Source organism: Qipengyuania gaetbuli (assembly GCF_020524765.1).
Classification (GTDB): Bacteria; Pseudomonadota; Alphaproteobacteria; order Sphingomonadales; family Sphingomonadaceae; genus Qipengyuania; species Qipengyuania gaetbuli_A.
Genome location: NZ_JAIVLR010000002.1, coordinates 842,603 through 865,156 on the forward strand (window position 1 = coordinate 842,603; position 22,554 = coordinate 865,156).

Here is a 22,554-nt window from a genome sequence, read left to right on the forward strand (position 1 = left end):
CGGCTCCATGGCTAACAGTATGTTCACCTTTTTCGGGCAATGACCTGTGTGAAATTGGGATGACTGCGCGGGACCGCCAATCGGCAGCCGCGCTCGATAACAGGGAAATACCGAATGCGTTCGATCCGATCTGCCGCCATCGCAGCTCTTGCTTGCGCGAGCCTGGCACTGGGCGGCTGTGCCACGACAGGCGCCGACGAGCTTCCGCCGGCGACCTTCGTTGCCCTGCAGGAACAGCCGGGCGAGGAATATGTGATCGGCCCGCTCGACGAGCTGACCATCCACGTATGGCGCAATCCGGAACTGGGCGCGGAAAAGATCCAAGTCCGCCCTGACGGGCGCATCACCATCCCGCTGGTCAAGGACCTTCCGGCAGTCGGCAGGACGCCGTCGATGCTGGAAAAGGACATCGCCCAGCAGCTCAGCCAGTACATTGAGGAACCGCTGGTTTCGGTCATCGTGAACGAATTCGCGGGCACCTTCAGCCAGCAGATCCGCATCGTCGGCGCCACGGAAAAGCCTGCGTCGCTGCCCTACCGCGCGAACATGACTGTGCTCGACGCGATGATCTCGGTCGGCGGCCTCAGCGAATTTGCCGCCGGTAACCGCGCCAAGCTGATCCGGTTCGACAAGCAGTCGGGCTCGCAGAAAGAGTATGCGCTGCGTCTGACCGACCTGCTTCGCCGCGGCGACAGCGATGCCAACGTGCTGCTGCAGCCGGGCGATGTGATCATCATCCCGGAAAGCGCCTTCTAGGGCCGGGCAAGGGGGCATGCAGGACATCATCGACCAGTTTCGCAGCGCGCTGCACACGGTCTGGAACCGCCGGTGGATCGCGCTGGCGGTGGCCTGGGGCGTGTGCCTTCTGGGCTGGCTGGCGGTCGCGATGATCCCCAACAGCTACGAAAGCCGGGCGCGCATCTTCGTCGAACTGGACGATGTGCTGGGTGACGAGCTCAAGATCGCAGGCGACGGCGAACAGGCGATCACCCGTGTTCGCCAGACGCTGACCAGCGCGACGAATCTCGAAAAGATCATCCGTTCGACCCAGCTGGGCGACAAGGTGCAGACCGACCTCGAAATGCAGAACGCGGTCGAGGATTTGTCGGAGAATATCCGGGTAAGCCTGCAGCAGGACAATCTGTTCGAAATCTCCGCGACCATCGGCAAGGGCAGCCTGTCCGATGCGGAGAATGCGAAGCTGGCGCAGGAAGTCGTCCAGCAGATGATCGACCTGTTCCGCGAACAGAACATCGCCGACAACCGCGGCGACGTGGCGCAGACCATGATCTTCCTCGAACAGCAGCTGGAAGAGCGCAAGAAGGAGCTCGAGGCGATCGAACAACGCCGCCTCGCCTTCGAGGCTGCGAACCCCGAGGCCGTAGCCGGTGCGGGTGCCAGCGCCATGCGGCTCCAGACCATGCGCAGCGAGATGCGCAACGTCGATGCCGACATCGCCGCTGCGCAAAGCGCGCTCGCAGCCATAAACGGCCAGATTGCCGGTACGCCGCGCACCATCGTTATGCCGGGCGAGGGCGGTGCACGCGGCGCGCTGATGCAAGCCGAAGCCCAGCTTTCCGGCATGCGTGCGCGCGGTCTCACCAACAGCCACCCCGACGTGCAGGCGCAGATGCGCCAGGTCGAGGCGCTGCGCTCGCAGGCGGAACGCGAGCCGGCCGGTTCAGGCGGTTCGCCCAATCCCGCCTACAGTTCGCTGGTTTCGATCCGGGCGGAGCGGCAAGCCAATGTCCAGGCGCTCCAGGCGCGCAAGGTGGCGCTGCAGTCGGATATTTCGGCGCTGATCGCCACGCAGGCGGACGAACCGGCTGTTGCAGCCGAAGCCAGCCGGATCAGCCGTGACTACGAAGTCCAGAAGGAAAAATACGACGAGCTCCTGCAGAGCCGTGAACGCATGCGGGTGCGCGGCGATTACGAGACCAACCGCAGCTCGTTCCAGTTCGACGTGATCGATCCGCCGATCCTGCCGCAGAAGCCTGCCGCTCCCAACCGTCCGTTGCTGCTGGTCGGTGTGCTGTTGTCGGGCCTCGTCGTGGGTGCGGGCGTGGCTTTCCTGCTTGGATTGCTGCGGTCCAGCTTCACCACGGCGGAACGACTTGAAAAGGCGCTCGAACTGCCCGTCATCGGCACCGTATCGCGCTCGATGACCGTGGAGGCGACTCTGCACGAAAAGCTGCGCCTCAAGCAGTTCCTTGCCGGATCGGGAGCGCTGGCAGGGATCTGCTTCCTGCTGCTCGTGGTCGAGATCGTCCAGGTCGGATCGGTGGCTTGAGGAGATGAGCGTGAACAAGCCCACCAAGATCACGCCCGCCGACAAGGCGAAGGACGACACGGCCCCGGCCGAACGCGCCTCGCTGCTCGAACGCGCCAGCGGCGCCTTCGGCCTCGACAAGCTGGCTCCGGCGGCGGTTCCGGTCATGCTCGAAGGCGACAAGGCGAAGAAATTCGCCACCAAGCGCAAGTTCGAGGAAAAGCCTGCCCTGGCCGATCCGCCCGCTGCGCGCGTGGCGGAGCCTGCCGCAGAGCCCGTTGCTGCACCAGTGCCCCAGCCGACCGCGCGACGAGCGGAGACCGCTGCGGTCGAATTCACCGGGACGAAGCACGAGATCGTGCGCGAACTTCTGCGCGAACAGGGCCTGATCGATCCCGATGGCGGGGCATCGCGCCTGCTGGAGGAATTCCGCATCGTCAAACGGCAGGTTCTGGCGACAGCCAAGGCGGAAGGAACGGCGGCCTCGCGCCGCGTACTCGTGTGTTCTCCGCATCCGAACGAAGGCAAGACCTTCTGCGCCTTGAACCTCGCGCTGGCGATGGCGTCGGAACGCGACGGTGAAGTGCTGCTGATCGACGCCGATTTCGGCAAGCCATCGATCCTGTCGAAGCTCGGCCTGTCGAGCGAGACCGGTTTCATGGACGTCCTCGCCGATCCGTCCGCTCACGTGGAGGATTATGTCCTCGGCACCGATGTTCCCGGCCTGTGGGTGCTGGGTGCCGGCGCAAGGACCGGCAGCGACAGCGAATACCTCGCCAGCGAACGGACGTGGGAAGTGCTCAATCGCCTGACCCGCGGCGCGCCGAACCGCATGATCGTGTTCGACAGTCCGCCCGCACTGGCGGCGACCCCCGCGAGCGAGCTTGCCAAGCATGTCGGCCAGGCGCTGCTGGTGGCGCGTGCGGACCGCACCGGGCAGGTGGCGCTGGAAGACGCGATCGACCTGCTGTCGGCCTGTCCCGATATCCGCCTGCTGCTCAACGATGCGACTTTCAGCCCCAGCGGCCGCAAGTTCGGCAGCTATTACGGCTACGGGGAGTAGGCCCACAATGCGGGGCATCCTGACAGCGATCGCGCTCGGCGCGCTGGCAGTCGCCGGCCCCGTGGCCGCGCAGGACCGCCGGGGGGATGACCGCGAGTCGTCCCGCGAGGGGGATCGCACCCGCATCGATCCGTACATCGAAGTCTCCCAGATCGTGACCTGGCAGTTCGATCCGGTGGACGAGACAGTCACCTATACGCAGGTCGCCGCCGGAGTGGACGCACAGATCCGCGGCCGTAACAGCGGCGCTGCCGTTGCCCTGCGCTACGAACGCAATTTCGCCTGGGACGGGAATGCGCGGGACACCGACACGCTGACCGGCATCGTGCGCGGCTATACGGCTATCGTTCCGCGTACCTTGCAGATCGAGGCGGGCGCGCTGGCGAGCCGTACAAGGACGGACGGTTCCGGCGGTTCGCTGCTCGTGCCCGTTATCGGCGACGACGATACCGTCACGAAGACCTATTCCGCCTATGCCGGCCCGACGCTCTCGACCCGCGTCGACGACGTCAAGATCGATGCGAATTATCGCATCGGCTATACGCGGGTGGAAGGCCCCGATTTCGTCACGCTCGGCGGTGACGCCGTGGACCTGTTCGACGAGAGCGTCGCGCATTCCGCCATGGTCCGCGCAGCGACTTCGCCCGACATGCCATTCCCGGTGGGCGTGGGCGTCGGTGCGGGCTTCTACCAGGAAGATATCGACACGCTCGACCAGCGCGTGCGCGATGCCTACGTGCGCGGCGACGTGACTATTCCGGTTACGCCCACGCTGGCCATCGTCGCCGGTGCCGGTGTGGAGGATGTCGAAGTCTCCTCCCGTGACGCCCTGCGCGATGCGGACGGCAATCCGATCGTCGGCCCCAACGGGCGTTACCTTGTCGACAGCAACAGCCCACGCCAGATCGCATACGAAGCGGAAGGCTTGATCTGGGACGTGGGGGTCATCTGGCGCCCGAGCAGCCGCACGCAGTTGCAGGCAACCTTCGGACGCCGCTACGACAGCGACACCTATTACGGCAGCTTTACCTGGCAGCCGTCCAGCCGCTCGAACTTCGGCATCGCAGTCTACGATTCGATCCAGGGCTTCGGCGGCAGGCTCAACAATGCGCTGGCCGCTCTCCCTCCCGATTTCGAGGTGATCCGCGATCCGATCAGCGGCGATATCACCGGCTGCACCAGCCCGACGCTGGGCACCAATTGCTTGTCCGGCCTGCTCGGTTCGGTCCGCTCCTCGGTCTTCCGCGGTCGCGGCGTGACCGCCAGCTACACGCGCGAAGTCGGCCGGATGACCGCAGGCATCGCCGCAGGCTATGACAACCGCAAATTCATCGCTGCTCCCGGCACCATACTCGAAGCGGCCAACGATATCGTCGATGAAAGCTATTATGTGACCGCCGGCGTCAGCGGGCCGGCATGGCGCGGCAATTTCAGCGTGAACACCTTTGCAAACTGGTTCGACAGCGGCATCGGCGAGATCGGCGATACCTTCGCTTACGGTAGCGCCGCCTCCTATTACCAGAGCATCTGGCAGAACCTGTCGGCACGCGCCGCACTTTCGGTTTATGCTGTCGATACCGAGGTCAGCGACGCGGACCTGCGCGCGGCAAGCGTACTGCTCGGCCTGCGCTACGATTTCTGATAAGGGACGTTACATGTACGAGGAATTCTACGGCTTTTCCGAGCGCCCCTTCCAGCTGACGCCGGACCCAGCATTCTATTTCGAAAGCATTACGCACAAGAAGGCGCTGAGCTATCTCGGCTACGGCCTGAACCAGGGCGAAGGTTTCGTCGTCATCACCGGCGAGGTCGGGGCGGGTAAATCGACGCTGGTCGCGCATCTCAAGCAAAGGCTGGACGATCGCCGCATGACCGTGGGCGAAGTCGTCACCAGCGCACTCGACGGCGAGGAAATGATCCACGTCGCTGCGCGCAGCTTCGGTCTCGATGTCGAGGGCGGGGACAAGGCAAGCGCTCTCGCGGCGATCGAGCTGTTCCTGCACGAGGAAGCACGCCAGGGCCGCCGTGTCCTGCTCATCGTGGACGAGGCGCAGAACCTGTCGATCGGCGCTCTGGAAGAACTGCGCATGCTGTCGAACTTCCAGCTCGGCTCGCACCCGCTGCTCCAGACGCTGTTGCTCGGCCAGCCCGAATTCAAGCACCTGCTGGCACAGTCGGACGAACTGGAACAGCTGCGCCAGCGCGTCATCGCGGCTCACCACCTCGAACCGATGCAGCCGGGCGAAATGGAACCTTACGTGGCGCACCGGCTCGAACACGTCGGCTGGACGGGCAATCCCGAGTTCGCGTCCGCGATCTGGCCGCGCCTTCACAAGGCAACGGGCGGCATTCCGCGAAAGGTCAACCAGGTGATGAACCGCCTGCTGCTGATGGGTGCGCTGGAAGAACAATCGGTGCTCGAAATCGATATGCTCGATGCCGTGATCGAGGAAATGACGGGCGATGCGGCCGCTGAAACCGCTGCCGAAGCACCGCGGGTGAGGCCGGATCGCAACCTCCCGGCGAGCGATGCCATTGCGCAGGCGCGGACCCGGGTGGCACCGGCTCCCAGCGCTGCCGATGTCGACGCGCGGCAGAAGGGCCTGCTCGACGTCCAGATCGAAGCGATCGAAGGCGCCTTCGCCCAGCGTGACAAGCACATGGCTGCCCTGCGCCGGGAAATCGAAAAGCTCGCCGCCTCGCGCGGGGAAGGCGGCGAGACGCCGGCCGATCTCGACAAGCGGCTCGCTGCGATCGAGGCGCGCCTCGATGAACAGGAGCGCTCGCTGCGCCACGTGCTTTCGATGATGATCGACTATTTCGAGTCGGCCGGAACCCGCGAAGCGGCCTGACGCGCTTGGGGGCGGGCCGGATGACAGACAGCAGGGTAATCAACGGCCTCTCGGTCGATGTGGAGGACTGGTTCCAGGTCGGCGCGTTCGAGAACACGCTGAAGCGCGAGGACTGGGATTCGCTCCAGCTGCGCGTCGGCGACAATGTTGCGCGTATTCTCGACCTGTTCGACGAAGCGGGAGTCAAGGCGACTTTCTTCACGCTTGGCTGGGTGGCGGAGCGCAGCCCGGCGGCGATGCGCGCCATCGTCGAGCGCGGCCACGAACTGGCCAGCCACGGCTATGACCACACCCGCGTATTCACTTTCACACGAGAGGAATTCGTAGCCGATCTCGCCAAGGCCCGTGCGATTCTCGAAGACACAGGCGGGTGTGCGATCACCGGTTACCGCGCTCCGAGCTTTTCGATCGATGCTCGCAATAGCTGGGCGCATGAGGTTCTGGCGGAACACGGCTACGCCTATTCCTCCAGCGTCGCGCCGGTGGTTCACGATCACTACGGCTGGCGCGAGGCGCCGCGCTTCGCCTTCAATCCCGTTCCGGGCAGCGATTTGGTAGAAATTCCGGTAACAACCGCCCTGTTCCGCAACCGGCGATTGGCGGCAGGCGGGGGCGGGTTCTTCCGCGTCTTGCCCTATGGCTTCAGCCGCTGGGCAATCCGGCAGGTGAACCACGAAGAGGGGCGACCGGCCATTTTCTATTTCCACCCGTGGGAAGTCGATCCGGACCAGCCGCGCGTTGACGGGGCGCCCCTGCGATCGCGGCTACGCCATTACACCAACTTGTCGCGCATGGCCGGAAAGCTCACCGACCTGCTTGGCGAGTTCGCGTGGGGCCGCATGGACGAACTGGCCGAGCGGGAGAAGGCGCGCGCAATGGACTGGGCGGCGTGAATGCGCCGCTCGCCATGACGCGCACGGTCCGAATGGCCGACCTTTCCGACGCTGACGAGGCGACGCGGATAGAGGAGTTCGTAGCTGACCAGCGCGGTTCCATTTTCCACCGCCCGGCCTGGCTCAAGGCCGTGGAGCGCGGCACCGGCCAGCAAGCGCTCGGGCTGTTGAGCGAGCAAGGCGGCGCAGTACAGGGCTGGCTGCCGCTCATCGATATCCACTCCCCGCTGTTCGGACGGGCGCTGGTTTCCAGCGGTTTCGCTGTCGGTGGGGGAATTCTTGCCAACGACGAGGGACAGGTAGCCGCCTTGTGCCGCGCCGCCGAAGAACTTGCGGTGCGCCGGGGTGCGACCACGGTTGAATTGCGTGGCCCAGTCGCTGCTCCAGGATGGTCCAGGACAGAGGGCAGGCACGCCAATTTCGCAGGGGAGCTTGCCGGTGATGACGAGGCACAATTGCTCGCGATCCCGCGAAAGGCCCGCGCCGAAGTGCGCAAGGGCCTCGCCAACGATCTCTCAGTGACCGTCGGGCGAGGGCCTGAAGATTTGGCCCACCACTTTGCCTGCTTTTCGGAGAGCGTGCGCAACCTCGGCACTCCGGTTTTTCCGAAAACCCTCTTCTCCGCGATGCTGGACGCATTCGCGGAAGATGCCGACATTCTGACCGTCCACGATCGCGGCAAGCCGGTTTCCAGTGTACTGTCGTTCTATCATGGCGGTGCAGTGATGCCGTTTTGGGGAGGCGGCGGCCTGGAGGCTCGCGGCCTTCGCGCGAACGAGCGCATGTATTACGAACTGATGTGTCATGCGCGGCGCAAGGGCATGACAAGGTTCGACTTCGGTCGCTCGAAGACCGGAAGTGGTCCATACCATTTCAAGAAGAACTGGGGCTTCGAGCCGCAACCCCTGGTTTATCGCGCATGGACTGCTCCAGGCGCCGCGGCGCGCAATATCGATCCGACCGACGATGGCCACTCGGCCAAGATCGAACTCTGGAAAAAGCTCCCGCTTCCGCTGGCGAATGCCATCGGTCCGTGGATCGCGCGTGGGCTTGGCTGAGACGATGGGCGAAACCCTTTTCCTTGCGCATCGCATCCCGTTCCCGCCCAATCGCGGGGACAAGATCCGCTCGCACCACTTGCTCAAAGGCCTCGCCCGGCTCGGACCGGTCCATGTCGGCACCTTCACCGAGAATGCGGATGATCGTGCGCAGACCGGTGCCTTGGCGGAGATTGCCACGTCCTGGAACGCTCCCTCGCGAAGCAAGCCGCTGGCGCTTGCCGGGGTGGAGGCCGTCCTCTCGCGGCGCCCGGTCAGCCTCGCCGCATTCGACGATGTGGGCCTGAAGCGCTGGGTGGAGGAAACGCTCTCGGCGCGGCCCATCGACACCATCTTCGTCTTTTCCGGCCAGATGGCGCAGTATGTGCCGGACAGCTTCACAGGCCGCGTCATCGTCGACTTGTGCGATGTCGATTCCGCCAAGTTCGAAGCCTATGCGCAAAATGGCTCGCGCGTCTGGATCAACCGGCGCGAGGGGCGCCTGTTGCGCGAGGTCGAAGCCGGTATCGCGTCGCGTGCGGATGTGACCTTGCTGATCAGCGAGAACGAGGCCGACCTGTTCCGCCATCGGCTGGAGGGACAAAAGGGCCGGGACATTCGCGTGCTCGGCAATGGCGTCGACACAGCCTTTTTCGATCCCGCCGTGGTGGCTCCGAACGAGAAGATCGCCAGGGCGCCCGGTCCGCATTTCGTCTTCACGGGACAGATGGACTACGAGCCGAACGAGCGCGCCGCGCTCTGGGTCATCGATGCGTTCATGCCGGCCATTCGCGAGCATTTGCCGACAGCGGAGTTCCATGTTGTGGGGCGCTCTCCCACGGACTTGCTGAGGCGACAAGCCGTGCAGCCGGGTGTGCGCATCTGGGGCGAGGTGCCCGATGTGCGGCCTTTTCTTGCTGCTGCCGATTGCGTGCTTGCACCGATGACCATCGCTCGAGGAGTGCAGAACAAGGTGCTCGAAGCCATGGCGATGGCTCGCCCCGTCATGCTGACGCGTGAAGCAGCCACCGGCATCGATGGAAATGATGGCGAGCATTTCCTGATCGAACAGGCCGAGCAGGGGGCGATGACCGATCGGATGCTCTGGCTGCTTGCCGATGGCCCGCGCGGCGATGCTATCGGGAAATCGGCCCGCGAATTCGTGCGGGAAAGAATGAGCTGGGAGGCAGTGTATTCCGAACTTGCCCGGATCGTTTCGGCAAAGGCGGCTTCAAGCCATGCAGCCTGATAGCGCCACGACCCACGCGGAGGCCTGGACAGCGAGCGATGGCTGGAAGGCGGCGGGCCTCAGGCTGGCTGTGCTCTGGATCGCGCTATTCGGCCTCACCTTCGGCGACTGGCAGCGCATGGCACACCAGTGGTGGAATATCGACACCTACAGCCATATCCTGCTGATCATCCCGATTATCGGCTGGCTCGCTTGGCTGAAGCGCGACGATCTGGCGCAGGTGCGACCTGCCGGATGGTGGCTTGGAGCCTTGTGGATGATCGCGGGGCTGGGCCTGTGGCTCGGCGGTCGCTGGCTCGACATCAACCTCTTTGCCCAGGCGGGAGTGATCGCCGCGTTCCAGGGGGCCACGCTGGCCATCATCGGGCCGAGAGCCGGGCTGATCCTCGCCTTTCCGCTCCTCTACGCTTTCGCGCTGGTGCCCTTCGGCGACGAGATCATTCCGCAATTGCAGACGATTACCGCTTATCTCGCGACGTGGTTAACCAAGCTGAGCGGTATCGAAACCCTGTCCGACGGTATCTATATCGAGACCCCGGCCGGCCTTTTCATCGTGGCCGAAGCGTGTTCGGGCGTGAAATTCCTGATCGCCATGATGGCACTAGGCGTCATGGTCGCGCATACCTGCTTCACCAGCTGGAAACGCCGGTTCTGGTTCCTTGCCGCCTGCCTTGTCGTGCCGATCGTGGCGAACGGCATCCGCGCATGGGCTACCATCTTCATCGCGCAATATGTCGGGGCGGAAGCGGCCGGAAGCTTCGACCATATCGTCTATGGTTGGTTCTTCTTCGGCTTCGTCATCGCGCTGGTGCTGGGCATCGCGTGGCGCTGGTTCGAGCGCGATCCCGAGGATGCGGGCTTTACCGCTTCGCAGGTCGCCAGCCTGCCTGCGCTGGCCCGGCTCGATTGGCCCGCGCAGCCGTTGCCGGTCCTTGCTGCAAGCCTCTTCGTCGCAGGAGCTTTTGCGGCAGCGGCCCGACTGGTCTAGGGGACGCCGCCATGTGCGGGATTGCGGGGCTTTTCCATTACGAGACGATCAAGCCGGTCGATCCCAAGCGGGTCGAGGCGATGACCGATGCGCTGGCCCATCGCGGGCCGGACGGATCAGGCGTCTGGACTGCGCCCGGCGTCGGGCTCGGACACCGGCGTCTCTCGATCATCGACCTTGCCGGTTCGCCGCAGCCGATGGCTTCTGCCGACGGGCGCGCGATTATCGTCTTCAACGGCGAGATTTACAATTACCGCGCCCTGCGACGCGAACTGGAGCAGGGTGGGGCGCAGTTCCGGACCGATGGCGACACCGAAACCATCCTTGCCGCATGGCAGAAATGGGGACCCGATTGCCTTTCGAGGCTCGACGGGATGTTCGCCTTTGCGCTGTACGACCTACAGAAAAGGCAGCTGTTCCTTGCGCGCGACCGGCTAGGCGTAAAGCCCCTCTATCTCGCTCATTTGCCGGGCGGGGCCCTGGCCTTTGCGAGCGAACTCAAGGGACTGCTGGCCCATCCGATGATGCGGCGCGAAATCGATCCGCTGGCGATCGAGGACTACATGACTTGGGGTTACGTCCCCGATCATCGCGCCGCATTGAAGAACGTGTCGAAGCTTCCAGCCGGCCATTTCATGCTGCTGGAACACGGCAAGCCCGTTTCGCCGCCGCGCCAATGGTGGGACATCAGCTTCGAGCATCGGGAGCGTGGCAGCGCCGCGGACCATTCCGCGCAGCTGTTGCACCTGATGCGCGACGGCGTGACCAGCCGGATGGTGGCGGACGTGCCCCTGGGTGCATTTCTGTCCGGCGGGGTCGACAGCTCTTCGGTCGTCGCGCTGATGAGCGAGGCGAGCAACCGGCCCGTGACCAGTTGTTCTATCGGCTTCGACGTGGAGAGCGTCGACGAAACCTCTTATGCGCGCGCAGTCGCAAAGCTCTTCGCCACCGACCATCACGAGCGCATCGTTTCGGCCGATCAGTTCGGCGAGATCGACCGGATCGCCGCGATCTTCGACGAGCCCTTCGCCGATGCGAGCGCCTTGCCGACCTTGCGCGTATGCGAACTGGCGCGGGAACACGTGACCGTTGCCCTGTCTGGCGACGGCGCGGACGAGGCGCTGGCTGGCTATCGCCGCCAGATGTTCCAGATGCGCGAGGAACAGGCGCGCGCGGTCATGCCTTCCGCCCTGCGCGGACCGGTATTCGGGACGCTGGGGCGCCTCTGGCCCAACGCAGACTGGGCCCCGCGCCCGCTGCGGGCGAAAACCACCCTGCTTGCGCTCTCTCAAAGTGGTGAAGCGGGATACGCGAGGGCCCTGTCGATCCTCGCACCCGAACAGCGCGAATTCCTGTACGGCGATACGCTCCTGACCCTGCGAGGAGACTACCGCGCTGAACAGCCCTTCGAAGCCTTGATGCGCTCGGCACCGGCACGTAGCGGGCTGGACAGGGCGCAATATGCCGATCTCAAATTCTGGCTGTCCGGCGATATCCTGACCAAAACCGACCGGACCAGCATGGCCGTCGGGCTAGAGGCGCGCGAGCCCCTGCTGGATCACCGCCTGGTCGAATTCGCCGCCCGCCTGCCCGATCGCGAGCGCATTCGCGGCACCACCGGCAAGTGGCTGATGAAGCACACTATGGAACGGTACCTGCCCGGCGACATCCTCTACCGCCCGAAGCAGGGCTTCGTGACGCCGCTGTCCCAGTGGTTCAAGGGAGCGCTTGCCGATGAGGCGCGGCGGGTTTCGAACAGCAGCCTGCTGGTCGACAGCGGATGGTTTTCGCGCAAGGCCCTGTCGCGACTGGCAGATGAACATATCGGCGGACGGGCGGACCATGGCCGCACCCTGTGGCAATTGCTGATGCTGGAAAGGTCGCTCGCGAAACTCGGCGCAAGCGCCTAGCGGTAGCCTTCAGGCTTCGAGGCCGTGGCCGCGGGCCATGTAATCGCTGCTCTGCATTTCCTTCAGGCGGCTGACCGTCCGTTCGAATTCGAACGCCCCGTCACCGCTGACGTAAAGGTCTTCCGGCTCCGCTGCGGCCGTCGCGAAGAGCTTCACGCTGTTTTCGTAGAGCGCATCGATCAGCTTCGTGAATCGGATCGCCTCGTTGCGGTTCTCGGGCGAAAGGCGCGGGATGCCGACCACGATAACCGTGTGATAGGCGTGCGCGATGGCGAGGTAGTCTGCCGCGCCGCGGTTCTCCGCGCACAGGCGCTTGAAGCTGAAGACGGCCACACCCTTGAAGCTCTTGGGCACGTGGAGCGTGCGTCCCCCCGAAAGCTGGAGTTCTCCGCTGGGCACGTGGGCCGCATCTTCAGGCGCGTAGTCGGTCAGGCGGAAGAAGGCCTCGCGAACCTGCGCGGTCGCTTCCTCTCCCAACGGCGTGTGCCATGTTTCGAGGTCGCCGAGGCGATCAAGGCGGTAGTCGGTCGGACCGTTCAGCGGCAGCACGTCCAGTTCCGCTTCGACCAAGTCGATGAAGGGCAGGAACAGCGACCGGTTCAGGCCATCCTTGTAGAGGTCCGCAGGCGGACGATTGCTTGTCGTGACGATGGTCACATTCTCGTCGCAGATAAGCGCGGTGAACAAGCGGGCCATGATAGCTGCATCGGCCGTGTTCGTGACGACCATCTCGTCGAAGGCAAGGCAGCGCACCTGTTCTGCGATCCGCTTTGCGACCGGGCCGATCGGATTGCCGCTTTCCTTCCGGCGCTCTTCCCGGATCAGCTGGTCAACCTCGAGCATGAACTCGTGGAAGTGGACCCGCCGTTTCTGTTCGATGCCGAGCGTCTCCACGAACAGGTCCATGAGCATGGACTTCCCGCGACCCACGCCGCCCCACATGTAGACACCCTGCGGCCGCGCCTTCTTGGCCTGGAACAGCCGCGACAAGAGACCGCCGGGATTCTCCGCCTCGAGGTCCTTCTGCAGACGGTCGAGGCGCTGTGCCGCGCGGCGCTGGTCTGGATCTGACTGCAATTCGCCCGCGGCCACCAGCCGCTCATAGCGGGCCAGCATGCCGGTCATTGCGGTTTCGGGCGGGCGTGCATCTTCTTTACGATGCCGGAGAAGGAGCAGACCACGTGGTCTTCCTGCACCACGGTCCCGCGCACGAACACGAGGCTGCCGGTTTCCCGCACGATTTCGCACACGGCATCGAGCGGGCGGGTCGGATCTCCTGCGCCCACGAACTGCGTGGACAGCTCCAGCGTAACCGAAGGCCCTGCATTGCCGGTGCCGATCGTGTGCATGGTGGTGAACAGCGATATATCGATCAGCGACAGCGTCACCGCACCGTGGACGATGCCCTGCAAATTCTCGTGCCGGCGTTCCGGGAACATCCGGAGGCGTGCGCGGCCATCGTCATCGACCCGCGTGATGAGCTTGCCCATCACGGCGCCGTTGAACAGCGTGTCGTCTTTCAGGTTCCAGTGCCGCCAGCCCGGATTTTCCGGGTCGGGGCCATGCTCGAAAACGGAATCGGGAAGCGCCACCTTAGATGGCGCGCTCTGCCATCATCTTCTTGGTTTCGGCGATCGCCTTCGCCGGGCTCAGGCCCTTGGGGCAGACGTTCGCGCAGTTCATGATGGTGTGGCAGCGATACAGGCGGAACGGGTCCTCGAGCTGGTCGAGGCGTTCGCCCGTCATTTCGTCGCGGCTGTCGGCCAGCCAGCGATAGGCCTGGAGCAGGATTGCCGGACCCAGGAACTTGTCGCTGTTCCACCAATAGCTCGGGCACGAGGTCGAGCAGCAGGCGCACAGGATGCACTCGTAAAGGCCGTCCAGCTTTTCGCGCTGTTCGGGCGACTGGAGCCGTTCTTTGCCGCTGGGCGTCGGGCTGACCGTCTGGAGCCAGGGTCGGATGGAGGCATATTGCGCGTAGAAGTGCGTGAAATCGGGCACCAGATCCTTGACCACTTCCATGTGGGGCAGGGGGGTGATCCGGATTTCGCCCTTGAGATCATCGATCGCGGTGGTGCAGGCCAGGCCGTTCTTGCCGTTCAAATTCATCGAGCAAGAACCGCAGATGCCTTCGCGGCAGGACCGGCGGAAGGTCAATGTCGGGTCGATCTCGTTCTTGATCTTGAACAGCGCGTCGAGAACCATCGGGCCGCAATCGTCCAGATCGATCTCGAACGTGTCGTAGCGCGGATTTTCGCCGCTGTCGGGATCGTAGCGGTAGATCTTGAACTTCTTCACCCGGCCCGCGCCGTCAGCCTTGTGGGCACGGCCCTTGCCATTGATCTTCGAGTTCTTCGGGAGGGTGAAAGTAGCCATTGCGAAGCGATCCTGTTGCTTTACGCAACCCATCTAGCGTTTCGGGCGCTTGGTGCAAGGGCTGGATGGGCCCTTGAGCGAGATGCTTGCACCGCTTCCTTGGGCGTGGCAGCGCGGCAACGTGCGCATAGCGATCTACGACCTCGACCGGACCCTTACCAGGCAGCCGACATTTACTCCTTTTCTCGCATTCGGAGCGAGGAGGCTGGCCCCGTGGCGCCTGGCGTTGATGCCTGTCTGGGTGCTCGCCATGATCGGCTACCGGGCCGGCCTCTATTCCCGCACTGCGCTGAAGCGTTTCGGAATGAAGTTGATGACGGGAAGTCCCGCGCGCGAAACCCTGTCGGCGATAGGGGATCGATATGCACAGGCACGGATCGAGAATCCCGGCCTCATGCCCCACACGCTCCGCCTGCTGGAAGAAGATCGCAAGGCAGATGCCCGCCTGATGATCGCCACCGCTGCTTTCGGTTTCTACGCTTCGGGTTTTGCCGAAAGGCTGGGCTTTGCGCACCTTATCGCCACGGAATGGGACGGTTCGGATATCCCCGGCGGCAATTGCTATGGTGAAGCCAAGAAAGCGCGCGTGCTGGCGTGGTTCGCCGATGAAGGGATCGACCGCGAGCATGCCACAGTGCGTTTCGTTAGCGACAGTTTCGCAGATGCGCCGCTGCTCGACTGGGCGGACGAGCCGGTCTTCGTGACGACTTCGAAACGGGAAACTGCCCGCGCCGAGGCGCGAGGCTGGCGGGTTATCGACCCGCTTTCTGCCGGATAGCCTGCGAAATCGCATCCGCCGCCCGTTCGCTGGCTGGCCGATCCCCCAGGTCGATCGTGTAGGAGAAAATCTCCTTCTGGCGCTGCATGAAGCGTTCGCCGATGGACGAGAAATCCGGCAGCATCGCGGCAAGTTCCGCCGCAGATTGTGCGACCGGGCCGGCTTCCCAGAACAGGTGCCATTCGTCGTCCTCGGCAATCTTCTCGCGCCTCGCGTCGATGAAGAAGGCGGGGCGGGGGCGAGCGAGGAATTCGTAGATCTGGCTCGACACGTCGCCGATATAGGCGTCCGCCCCCAGCGTGTAGCTCATGTCGAACAGGCGCGAGCTGTCGAGATCGACGATGATGTTGGCAGCCGCCAGCGCCTCGGCGGGGACTTCCGGCCGTTTGCGGGCCATCTTGTATTCGGGCGAGACGTGCAGCTCCTTCTTGAAGAGCATGACGTGCGGCGCGAACACGAGGTTGAAGGCTTGACCTTCCACGCTGGCGAACCACCGCAGCAGGTCGGGGCCGTGGTCGTACCAGCTCGACAGGTTCGGGTCGAAATGGGGATTGTAGACGAAGGTCGGCCGGCCATTGCCGAAGAAGTCCGGCTTTGCGTCGAGATCGATGCCCTCGAACTTGGGATAGCCGACCACTACCAGCTTTTCACGGTCCACGCCGTGCGCGACGAGCTGGTCCACTACCTTCGGCCCCGCCACGAAACTGCGATCAAACAGCATGTAGTCGGGGTGATAGGCGACGCTGCGGTCGCCTGCACCATGCGGCACCTTGGCGAACAGCGGCATCCTGTCCGCAGCGATATGCTTGCGCAGGCGCAGGCAGGTGCGCTCGGTAGAGATAATCATGTCGGCGCTGGCAAACAGGTCGACATGGGCGCGGAGCCGCAACAGGCGGCTTGCCGGGAGCAGCTTATCGAGCGGACGCGTAACCAGCGCCTGCATTGGCGACAGGCTTAGCTCTTCCCAGCGGATCAGCGCTGCATCGGTCTCATCGATCAGCTCGCGGAGCCGTGTGCGAATGGCCGGAGTCGCAAACGCGACCACCGTTTCGATGTCGCGATGCGACCGGGCCATGGCGGCGGCAATTCCCGCGAGGTGAGCGACCTGGTGACCGGCATCGTGGTTGAAGAGGAACAGCGCCCGCATGGCGCGCCCATAATGCGCCGATGGGCGTCCGGCAAATGCTGCAATTGCGCCAGAGGCACAATTCGTCCAAAGGTCCGCGCCATGCAGCCGCCCCAAGAACCCGCGCAGCGTCGTGACGGGTTGTCCAACATTCTGCGCAACCTGGCATGGATCCTCGGAGGCAAGGGCTTCGGGGCCGTTTGCAGCTTTTTCTACCTCGCGATCCTCGCCCGCTCGCTGGGCCTGAAGGACTTCGGGCACTTTTCCCTCATCTTCGGAACCGCGCAGGCGCTGGTGGCGGTGGCCGGTTTCCAGACCTGGCAGACGCTGGTCCGCTTCGGTGCGCAGCCCGTGCTCGAGAACGACCATCCGCGCTTCGGTCGCCTGATCTGGTTTTGCACTTCGGCCGATATCCTTGGCGCGGTCACGGGCTGTATGATTGCCGCCCTGCTGTACTTCGGCTTTGCGGAAATTCTCGAACTGAATCCCGAATTCACGACCATGGGGTTCCTGTTCGCCTGCGCCCTGATGTGGTCGCGGCTGACCACGCCAAGCGGTATCGTGCGCGTCCTGGGCCGGTTCGATGTGGGCATGTATATCGAAGCGATCATCCCGACGGGCCGGCTCATCGCCAGCGGGATCATCCTGTGGTCGGGGGCCAGCGTCGGCAAGTTCCTCTTCGCCTGGGCGTTCTTCGACCTGCTTTCGGCCGCCTGTTACTGGATTGCCGCCTCGCGCCTCGCGCCGGAAGCTTTCCACCGCAAGCACTTCGGGCACTGGCAGGCGATGTTCGCCGAGAACGAGGGCGTGCGCGGTTTCTTCGGTGTCACCTATCTGGCGACCTCGCTCGACGCTGCGGTGAGGCAGGGGCCGCTGCTGGCGGTCGGCCTGTTCCTCGGGACCAGTGCTGCGGGACTTTATCGCCTTGCCGACCAGTTGGCGCAGGGCGTGAAGCAGTTCGCTGTCCTGATCGCGCGCGCCGTGCTTCCCGAGTTCGCCATCGCGCAGATGGCCGACGAGGCTCACCGGTTCGAAACGCTGGTTCGCCGGGTGACCCGTATTGCCGCGCTGGCAGGCGTGGTCGTCCTGCTCGCAGCCCTGTTCCTGGGCGAGCCGCTGCTCGTTCTCATTGGGGGCGATGACTACGCACGCGGCGCGGTGGTACTCGTTCCGCTGGCGGTGGGCGCGGCCTTCGAACTGGCCAGCGTATCCTATGAGCCTACGCTATATTCGACGGGCTATGCCGGACATGCACTGCGTGTCAGGCTGCTCGCCATCGCGGTCCTGGTGATTGCGATCCTCGGCTTCGTATCCTTCGGCCCGGTCGGCGTGGGTTGGGCGGTCGCGCTGGCGATGAGCGTGTTCTACTTCGCGATGAGCGTCACGGTCTGGATGATCCTGCGCCAGCTTCGCCGGAAGGCGGCAGCAGCGTGACCTTCTCCGCACTGGTTCTTGCCGGCACGAGGCCGGGGGGCGACCCGCTGGCAGGCGCCGAGGGCGCCGCGCACAAGGCGCTGATCGAAATAGAAGGGCGGAGCCTGCTGGAGCGGGTCGTTTCCAGCCTGAAGGGTTCCGGGGCGGCACGCATCGGCGTTTCCTGCGACCATCCCGAAGTAATGAAGCTCGCGAAGGAACTTGGCGCGGAGGTTTTGCCTACCGGACAGGGGCCGAGCGAGAGTGCTGCCATCGCTTTCGAGGAACTGGGGACGCCGCTCGTCGTCACAACGGCAGACCATGCCCTTCTCGAAAGCGGTTGGATCACGCAACTGGTATCGGACACGCCTGCCGACGCGGATATCGGCGTCATGCTGGCGCATCGCGACGATATCGAGGCGCATTTGCCGGGCACGCGGCGGACCTATCTCAATTTCGCCGACGGAGCCTGGTCAGGGTGCAACCTCTTCTATCTCGCGACTCCCCGATCGCGCGCAGCAATCGAAAGCTGGAAAGCGGTCGAGGCTGACAGGAAGCGCCCCTGGAGGATCGTAAGGCGGCTCGGGCTTGCATCGCTGATGTCCTATGCGCTTGGCAGGCTGACCCTTGCGCAGGGCATCGTGACTCTGGGGCGCCGACTGGGTGTCGAAGCGCGCTTGGTCAGGGCGGAAAACGGGCTGGCAGCGGTCGATGTCGACAAGCCGCAGGACCTTGCTGACATCAGGGGCTATCTCGCCCGCAAACAGGGCTGATACCGAAACCGGTTCCCACTTTCGAAAATTCGGGCATATTGCGCTTCCCCGCAGGTGGAGAAACGCATGGGAGTGCGAAGTTTCTACGACCGGCACATAATGCCGCGGATGATCACGCTCGCTTGCGGGCAGAAACCCATAGAGAGGCGCCGGCGCGAAATCGTGCCGCTGGCCGAAGGCAAGGTCTTCGAACTCGGGTGCGGCGGTGGGCTGAACCAATCGCTATACGATAACGAAAGGGTAACATCCTTCAGCGGGATCGACCCGAACGAGACATTGCTCGATGCCGCCCGCCAGAGAGCGCGGGAGAAGGGCTGGGAGCACGACATCCGCCAGGGCGTGGGAGAGGATATCCCGTTTGCCGACGGTTCGTTCGATACGGCCGTGGTGACCTTTACCCTGTGTTCGGTGGAGGACCCGGCCAAGGTTCTGGGCGAGTTGCGGCGCATCCTCAAACCGCGCGGCAAGCTGCTGTTCCTCGAGCATGGACGTGCCCCCGACCCCGGTGTTGCCCGGTGGCAGGAACGCGTAGAGCCCGTATGGAAGCCGCTGGCAGGCGGCTGCCACCTGACGCGCCCGATCGGCTCCAGCCTTAGAGCCGCCGGGTTCGATGTTGCCCCGATGGGGCAGGACTACCTTCCCAAGGCCCCGCGCATCATGGGCTGGATGGAATGGGGCGTCGCGCGGCGCGCCGGAGTCTGAAAGCAAACCGCCCGCGCTGCACTGGCAGGGCGGGCGGTCGTTAAGCGGTTATTCGCCGAAGGTTCTCTGCCACCAGCCGCGCTTCGGCTTGCCATCGGCGTCGCCATCGCTGTCGTCACCGGCTTCGGTCGAAGCCTTGGAGGCGGACTTTGAAGCCTTCTTTTCCTTGGGCTGATCCTCGACGGTTTCTTCTGCCTTCTTCTTGCGCGTGCGCTTGGGCATCTCGGCAGGTTCTTCCGAGCTGACCGCAGGCTCCGCGTCGGCAGCTTTGCGGCGCGTGCGCTTGGGCTTCGGCTTCGGCTTTTCCTCTTCTTCCGCTGCATTTTCTGCAGCCGGTTCAGCTTCTACGTCGGCCTTCTTCTTGCGCGAGCGCTTCGGCTTTTCTTCGGCGGGCTTTTCCTCTGCAGGCGCTTCGGTCTGTTCGGGAGCTTCGGCCTCGGCAGCCTTCTTGCGGCGCGGCGCGCGCTTCTTCTTGGGCTTTTCCTCGGCTGCCTCTTCGGCGGTCTGAGGGGCGTCTTCCGGACCCGCGACGACTGCCATGTCGTCAACGACCTGTTCGGACACCTCTTCCAGATTGGCAGCGTCTTCGGAGGTCACCTCGTCCGACTTGCCGCCGCGCCCGCGACCACCACGGCGGCGACCACCGCGACGACGACGCTTGCGCGGCTTGTCCTCGCCGTCTTCCTCGCCGGCTTCGGGCTTGTCGCCTTCTTCGTCGGCGTCCTCGGATCCTTCGTCTTCGGCATCGTCGTCACGGTCGCGGTTCTTGTTGCGACCGCGACCACCGCGGCGGCGGCGGCGCTTCTTGCGCGGACGATCGTCCTCGTCGATTTCCTCGCTGTCTTCGTCTTCGTCGGTCTCGTCGACGATATCTTCGTCCTCGTCACCGTCATCGACGATGGTGTCGAAGCGCGGCGCGTCCTTCGGCTTGGGGCCGTGGCTCGACACGCTCATCTTGGCGCCTTCGTCCTCGCCTTCGGGCACGACTTCGACCGTCACGCCGTAGCGCTGTTCGATTTCGATGAGGTCGTTGCGCTTCTCGTTGAGGAGGTAGACCGCCGCTTCGGTGCTGGCAGCGAGGCGGATCTTCGTTCCCTTGCCCTTAGCTGCTTCTTCTTCGATCAGGCGGAGAGCCGAAAGACCGGCCGAGCTCGCCGTACGGACGAGACCGGTACCGTCACAATGCGGACATTCGCGGGTGGTCGCTTCGAGCACGCCGGTGCGCAGGCGCTGGCGGCTCATTTCCATGAGGCCGAAGCTCGAAATGCGGCCGACCTGGATGCGCGCCCGGTCGTGCTTGAGCGCGTCCTTCATCGCACGCTCGACCTTGCGGGTGTTCGAATGATGCTCCTGGTCGATGAAGTCGATCACCACCAGGCCGGCCATGTCGCGCAGGCGCAGCTGGCGGGCGATTTCCTTGGCCGCTTCGAGGTTGGTCGACAGCGCCGTCTGCTCGATATTGTGTTCCTTGGTGGAACGACCCGAGTTGATGTCGATCGAGACGAGCGCTTCGGTCGGGTTGATGACCAGGTAACCGCCCGATTTGAGCTGCACCACCGGATCGTACATCGCCTTGAGCTGGTCTTCCGCGCCATAGCGCTGGAACAGCGGCACGGGGTCGACATACTGCTTCACCCGGCGTGCGTGGCTGGGCATGAGCATCTTCATGAAGGCCTTGGCCGACTTGTAGCCTTCCTCGCCTTCGACGACGACTTCCTCGATTTCCTTGTTGTAGATGTCGCGGATGGCGCGCTTGATCAGGTCGCTGTCCGAATGGATCAGCGCCGGTGCGGCCGATGCCAGCGTGTTCTCGCGGATTTCGTCCCACAGGCGGGCAAGGTAATCGAAGTCGCGCTTGATCTCGGTCTTGGTGCGCGAAAGGCCGGCGGTGCGCACGATCAGGCCCATGGTCTTGGGCAGGCTGAGATCGCCGACGATCTGCTTCAGGCGCTTGCGGTCGCTGGCGGAATTGATCTTGCGCGAAATGCCGCCGCCGTGGCTGCTGTTCGGCATGAGGACCGTGTAGCGGCCGGCGAGGCTGAGATAGGTGGTGAGTGCGGCACCCTTGTTGCCGCGCTCTTCCTTGACGACCTGGACGAGCAGGACCTGGCGGCGCTGGATGACGTCCTGGATCTTGTACTTGCGACGCAGGGCCATGCGCTTGGCACGGGCTTCGTCGACTTCCTTGGCACGGCTGCGGCCCTTGCCCTGGCGGCGTCCGCGCCCGCGGCGGCCGCGATCCTTCGAACGGTCTTCCGCTTCGGCGTCGTCATCGCCGTCCGAATCGTCGTCTTCGTCGTCCTCGTCGCCGTCGAGATGGCCCTCCTCGATGGTGGCCACCTCGTCCTTGTCGGAGGTGTCGACTTCCTCGAGGCCGTCTTCCGCGAGGTCTTCGGCCAGTGCTTCGGCGCTTTCCTCGTCGGCGTCGTATTCCTCGCCGGGCAGTTCGCCGCGTTCTTCCTCTTCGGCGCGCAGGCGCTGCTCTTCTTCCGCAGCCTCAGCCTCTGCAGCGAGCAGGGCGGCGCGGTCTTCCTTGGGAATCTGGTAATAGTCGGGGTGGATTTCGCTGAAGGCGAGGAAGCCGTGACGGTTTCCGCCAAAGTCGACGAAGGCCGCCTGCAGCGACGGTTCGACCCTGGTTACCTTTGCGAGATAGATATTACCCTTGATCTGCTTCTTGTCGGCAGATTCGAAATCGAATTCCTCAATCCGGTTTCCCTTGAGGACCGCCACCCGGGTTTCTTCCTGGTGGCGCGCGTCGATTAGCATGCGCGTTGCCATTGATTATTCTCCATGCGCAGCGGGGCGGGGCGAACCCGTCCTTCCTGCCGCGCGATTGTGTGTAGGAACCACGACCCGTTGTCGGGCCGAAGGCATTCGACGACCGGATCGAGGCGCTGCGATCGCCAAGCCGGTGATTCGTGTCTGCAGATGCGGCACGACGCATGGTGCGCGCTGCCGGGCCCGAAATCGCCATAGCCATGCCGTTCAACAGCGTGCTGGAAGCGAAAAGGGGTGAGTGCTTGCTCTGCATCAACCTGTACAAAATTGGGGCCTCACCGGTGTGGTGAGACGGAAACGAGCCCGGCGACCCTCTTCGTCGCGTATCAATCGCGCCGAACGGA

General features: G+C 64.2%; 19 protein-coding genes. 14 read left to right on the forward strand and 5 right to left on the reverse strand.

Annotated elements, in window-relative coordinates:
* Positions 1-114: 114 nt before the first annotated feature.
* From LC083_RS12630 to LC083_RS12675, 10 genes are read left to right on the forward strand one after another with little or no spacing between them, the layout of a single operon-like run.
* Positions 115-756 (forward strand): XrtA/PEP-CTERM system exopolysaccharide export protein, encoded by a 642-nt coding sequence (locus tag LC083_RS12630; protein WP_226700684.1) that lies wholly within the window; start codon positions 115-117, stop codon positions 754-756.
* 16 nt (positions 757-772) lie between these two features.
* Positions 773-2,290 (forward strand): XrtA system polysaccharide chain length determinant, encoded by a 1,518-nt coding sequence (locus LC083_RS12635; protein ID WP_226700685.1) that lies wholly within the window; start codon positions 773-775, stop codon positions 2,288-2,290.
* A 4-nt stretch (positions 2,291-2,294) separates the two neighbouring features.
* Complete coding sequence (locus LC083_RS12640; protein WP_226700686.1) at positions 2,295-3,332, forward strand: capsular biosynthesis protein; 1,038 nt, start codon at positions 2,295-2,297, stop codon at positions 3,330-3,332.
* Positions 3,333-3,339: 7 nt separating this feature from the next.
* Positions 3,340-4,974: a preprotein translocase subunit YajC gene (locus tag LC083_RS12645; protein ID WP_226700687.1), complete on the forward strand. Its 1,635-nt coding sequence runs from the start codon at positions 3,340-3,342 to the stop codon at positions 4,972-4,974.
* A gap of 13 nt (positions 4,975-4,987) precedes the next feature.
* Positions 4,988-6,184 (forward strand): XrtA/PEP-CTERM system-associated ATPase, encoded by a 1,197-nt coding sequence (locus tag LC083_RS12650; protein WP_226700688.1) that lies wholly within the window; start codon positions 4,988-4,990, stop codon positions 6,182-6,184.
* A gap of 20 nt (positions 6,185-6,204) precedes the next feature.
* Positions 6,205-7,077 (forward strand): XrtA system polysaccharide deacetylase, encoded by an 873-nt coding sequence (locus LC083_RS12655; protein ID WP_226700689.1) that lies wholly within the window; start codon positions 6,205-6,207, stop codon positions 7,075-7,077.
* Entirely contained in the window at positions 7,074-8,135 is a 1,062-nt protein-coding gene (locus LC083_RS12660) for a FemAB family XrtA/PEP-CTERM system-associated protein (protein WP_226700690.1), read from the forward strand. The genes LC083_RS12655 and LC083_RS12660 overlap by 4 nt, the downstream gene beginning before the upstream one ends.
* A complete protein-coding gene (locus LC083_RS12665) occupies positions 8,128-9,363 on the forward strand; it encodes a TIGR03087 family PEP-CTERM/XrtA system glycosyltransferase (RefSeq protein ID WP_319003441.1) in 1,236 nt (411 codons plus the stop codon). Before LC083_RS12660 ends, LC083_RS12665 begins: the two co-directional genes overlap by 8 nt.
* Positions 9,353-10,351: an exosortase A gene (gene xrtA, locus LC083_RS12670; RefSeq protein ID WP_226700691.1), complete on the forward strand. Its 999-nt coding sequence runs from the start codon at positions 9,353-9,355 to the stop codon at positions 10,349-10,351. The genes LC083_RS12665 and xrtA overlap by 11 nt, the downstream gene beginning before the upstream one ends.
* A gap of 11 nt (positions 10,352-10,362) precedes the next feature.
* Positions 10,363-12,261 (forward strand): XrtA/PEP-CTERM system amidotransferase, encoded by a 1,899-nt coding sequence (locus tag LC083_RS12675; protein ID WP_226700692.1) that lies wholly within the window; start codon positions 10,363-10,365, stop codon positions 12,259-12,261.
* Positions 12,262-12,270: 9 nt separating this feature from the next.
* On the opposite strand, the gene zapE is transcribed toward LC083_RS12675, so the two are convergent.
* Genes zapE through LC083_RS12690 form a run of 3 tightly spaced genes read right to left on the reverse strand, consistent with a single transcriptional unit; the run spans position 12,271 to position 14,637 of the window.
* Positions 12,271-13,386, reverse strand: a complete 1,116-nt coding sequence (gene zapE / locus LC083_RS12680) for a cell division protein ZapE (protein ID WP_226700693.1) — start codon at positions 13,384-13,386, stop codon at positions 12,271-12,273.
* On the reverse strand, positions 13,383-13,853 hold the full coding sequence (locus tag LC083_RS12685; protein ID WP_226700694.1) for a PaaI family thioesterase: 471 nt from the start codon (positions 13,851-13,853) through the stop codon (positions 13,383-13,385). The genes zapE and LC083_RS12685 overlap by 4 nt, the downstream gene beginning before the upstream one ends.
* Position 13,854: 1 nt before the next feature.
* Positions 13,855-14,637 (reverse strand): succinate dehydrogenase iron-sulfur subunit, encoded by a 783-nt coding sequence (locus LC083_RS12690; protein WP_160607011.1) that lies wholly within the window; start codon positions 14,635-14,637, stop codon positions 13,855-13,857.
* A 121-nt stretch (positions 14,638-14,758) separates the two neighbouring features.
* Here LC083_RS12690 and LC083_RS12695 point away from each other — a divergent pair, with 121 nt between their 5' ends.
* Positions 14,759-15,415 (forward strand): HAD family hydrolase, encoded by a 657-nt coding sequence (locus tag LC083_RS12695; protein WP_226700695.1) that lies wholly within the window; start codon positions 14,759-14,761, stop codon positions 15,413-15,415.
* Here the strand turns inward: LC083_RS12695 and LC083_RS12700 are convergent.
* Complete coding sequence (locus LC083_RS12700) at positions 15,390-16,562, reverse strand: hypothetical protein (protein ID WP_226700696.1); 1,173 nt, start codon at positions 16,560-16,562, stop codon at positions 15,390-15,392. The genes LC083_RS12695 and LC083_RS12700 overlap by 26 nt on opposite strands.
* 81 nt (positions 16,563-16,643) lie before the next feature.
* Here LC083_RS12700 and LC083_RS12705 point away from each other — a divergent pair, with 81 nt between their 5' ends.
* From LC083_RS12705 to LC083_RS12715, 3 genes are all read left to right on the forward strand, one after another.
* Positions 16,644-17,975 carry a lipopolysaccharide biosynthesis protein gene (locus LC083_RS12705; protein ID WP_226700697.1) on the forward strand — a complete coding sequence of 444 codons (1,332 nt, stop codon included), beginning with the start codon at positions 16,644-16,646 and terminating at the stop codon, positions 17,973-17,975.
* A complete protein-coding gene (locus LC083_RS12710) occupies positions 17,972-18,727 on the forward strand; it encodes a nucleotidyltransferase family protein (RefSeq protein ID WP_226700698.1) in 756 nt (251 codons plus the stop codon). Before LC083_RS12705 ends, LC083_RS12710 begins: the two co-directional genes overlap by 4 nt.
* A 108-nt stretch (positions 18,728-18,835) precedes the next feature.
* A complete protein-coding gene (locus tag LC083_RS12715; RefSeq protein WP_319003442.1) occupies positions 18,836-19,429 on the forward strand; it encodes a class I SAM-dependent methyltransferase in 594 nt (197 codons plus the stop codon).
* Between the two features lie 48 nt (positions 19,430-19,477).
* On the opposite strand, the gene LC083_RS12720 is transcribed toward LC083_RS12715, so the two are convergent.
* Positions 19,478-22,210 (reverse strand): Rne/Rng family ribonuclease, encoded by a 2,733-nt coding sequence (locus LC083_RS12720; RefSeq protein ID WP_226700699.1) that lies wholly within the window; start codon positions 22,208-22,210, stop codon positions 19,478-19,480.
* Positions 22,211-22,554 lie beyond the last annotated feature (344 nt).

Excerpts from the sequence above, each read along its gene's own strand:
- LC083_RS12630 (WP_226700684.1), top strand. The coding sequence starts at position 115 with ATGCGTTCGATCCGATCTGCCGCCATCGCAGCTCTTGCTTGCGCGAGC.
- LC083_RS12635 (WP_226700685.1), top strand. The coding sequence starts at position 773 with ATGCAGGACATCATCGACCAGTTTCGCAGCGCGCTGCACACGGTCTGG.
- LC083_RS12640 (WP_226700686.1), top strand. The coding sequence starts at position 2,295 with ATGAGCGTGAACAAGCCCACCAAGATCACGCCCGCCGACAAGGCGAAG.
- LC083_RS12645 (WP_226700687.1), top strand. The coding sequence starts at position 3,340 with ATGCGGGGCATCCTGACAGCGATCGCGCTCGGCGCGCTGGCAGTCGCC.
- LC083_RS12650 (WP_226700688.1), top strand. The coding sequence starts at position 4,988 with ATGTACGAGGAATTCTACGGCTTTTCCGAGCGCCCCTTCCAGCTGACG.
- LC083_RS12655 (WP_226700689.1), top strand. The coding sequence starts at position 6,205 with ATGACAGACAGCAGGGTAATCAACGGCCTCTCGGTCGATGTGGAGGAC.
- xrtA (WP_226700691.1), top strand. The coding sequence starts at position 9,353 with ATGCAGCCTGATAGCGCCACGACCCACGCGGAGGCCTGGACAGCGAGC.
- LC083_RS12675 (WP_226700692.1), top strand. The coding sequence starts at position 10,363 with ATGTGCGGGATTGCGGGGCTTTTCCATTACGAGACGATCAAGCCGGTC.
- zapE (WP_226700693.1), bottom strand. The coding sequence starts at position 13,386 with ATGACCGGCATGCTGGCCCGCTATGAGCGGCTGGTGGCCGCGGGCGAA.
- LC083_RS12690 (WP_160607011.1), bottom strand. The coding sequence starts at position 14,637 with ATGGCTACTTTCACCCTCCCGAAGAACTCGAAGATCAATGGCAAGGGC.
- LC083_RS12700 (WP_226700696.1), bottom strand. The coding sequence starts at position 16,562 with ATGCGGGCGCTGTTCCTCTTCAACCACGATGCCGGTCACCAGGTCGCT.
- LC083_RS12705 (WP_226700697.1), top strand. The coding sequence starts at position 16,644 with ATGCAGCCGCCCCAAGAACCCGCGCAGCGTCGTGACGGGTTGTCCAAC.
- LC083_RS12715 (WP_319003442.1), top strand. The coding sequence starts at position 18,836 with ATGATCACGCTCGCTTGCGGGCAGAAACCCATAGAGAGGCGCCGGCGC.
- LC083_RS12720 (WP_226700699.1), bottom strand. The coding sequence starts at position 22,210 with ATGGCAACGCGCATGCTAATCGACGCGCGCCACCAGGAAGAAACCCGG.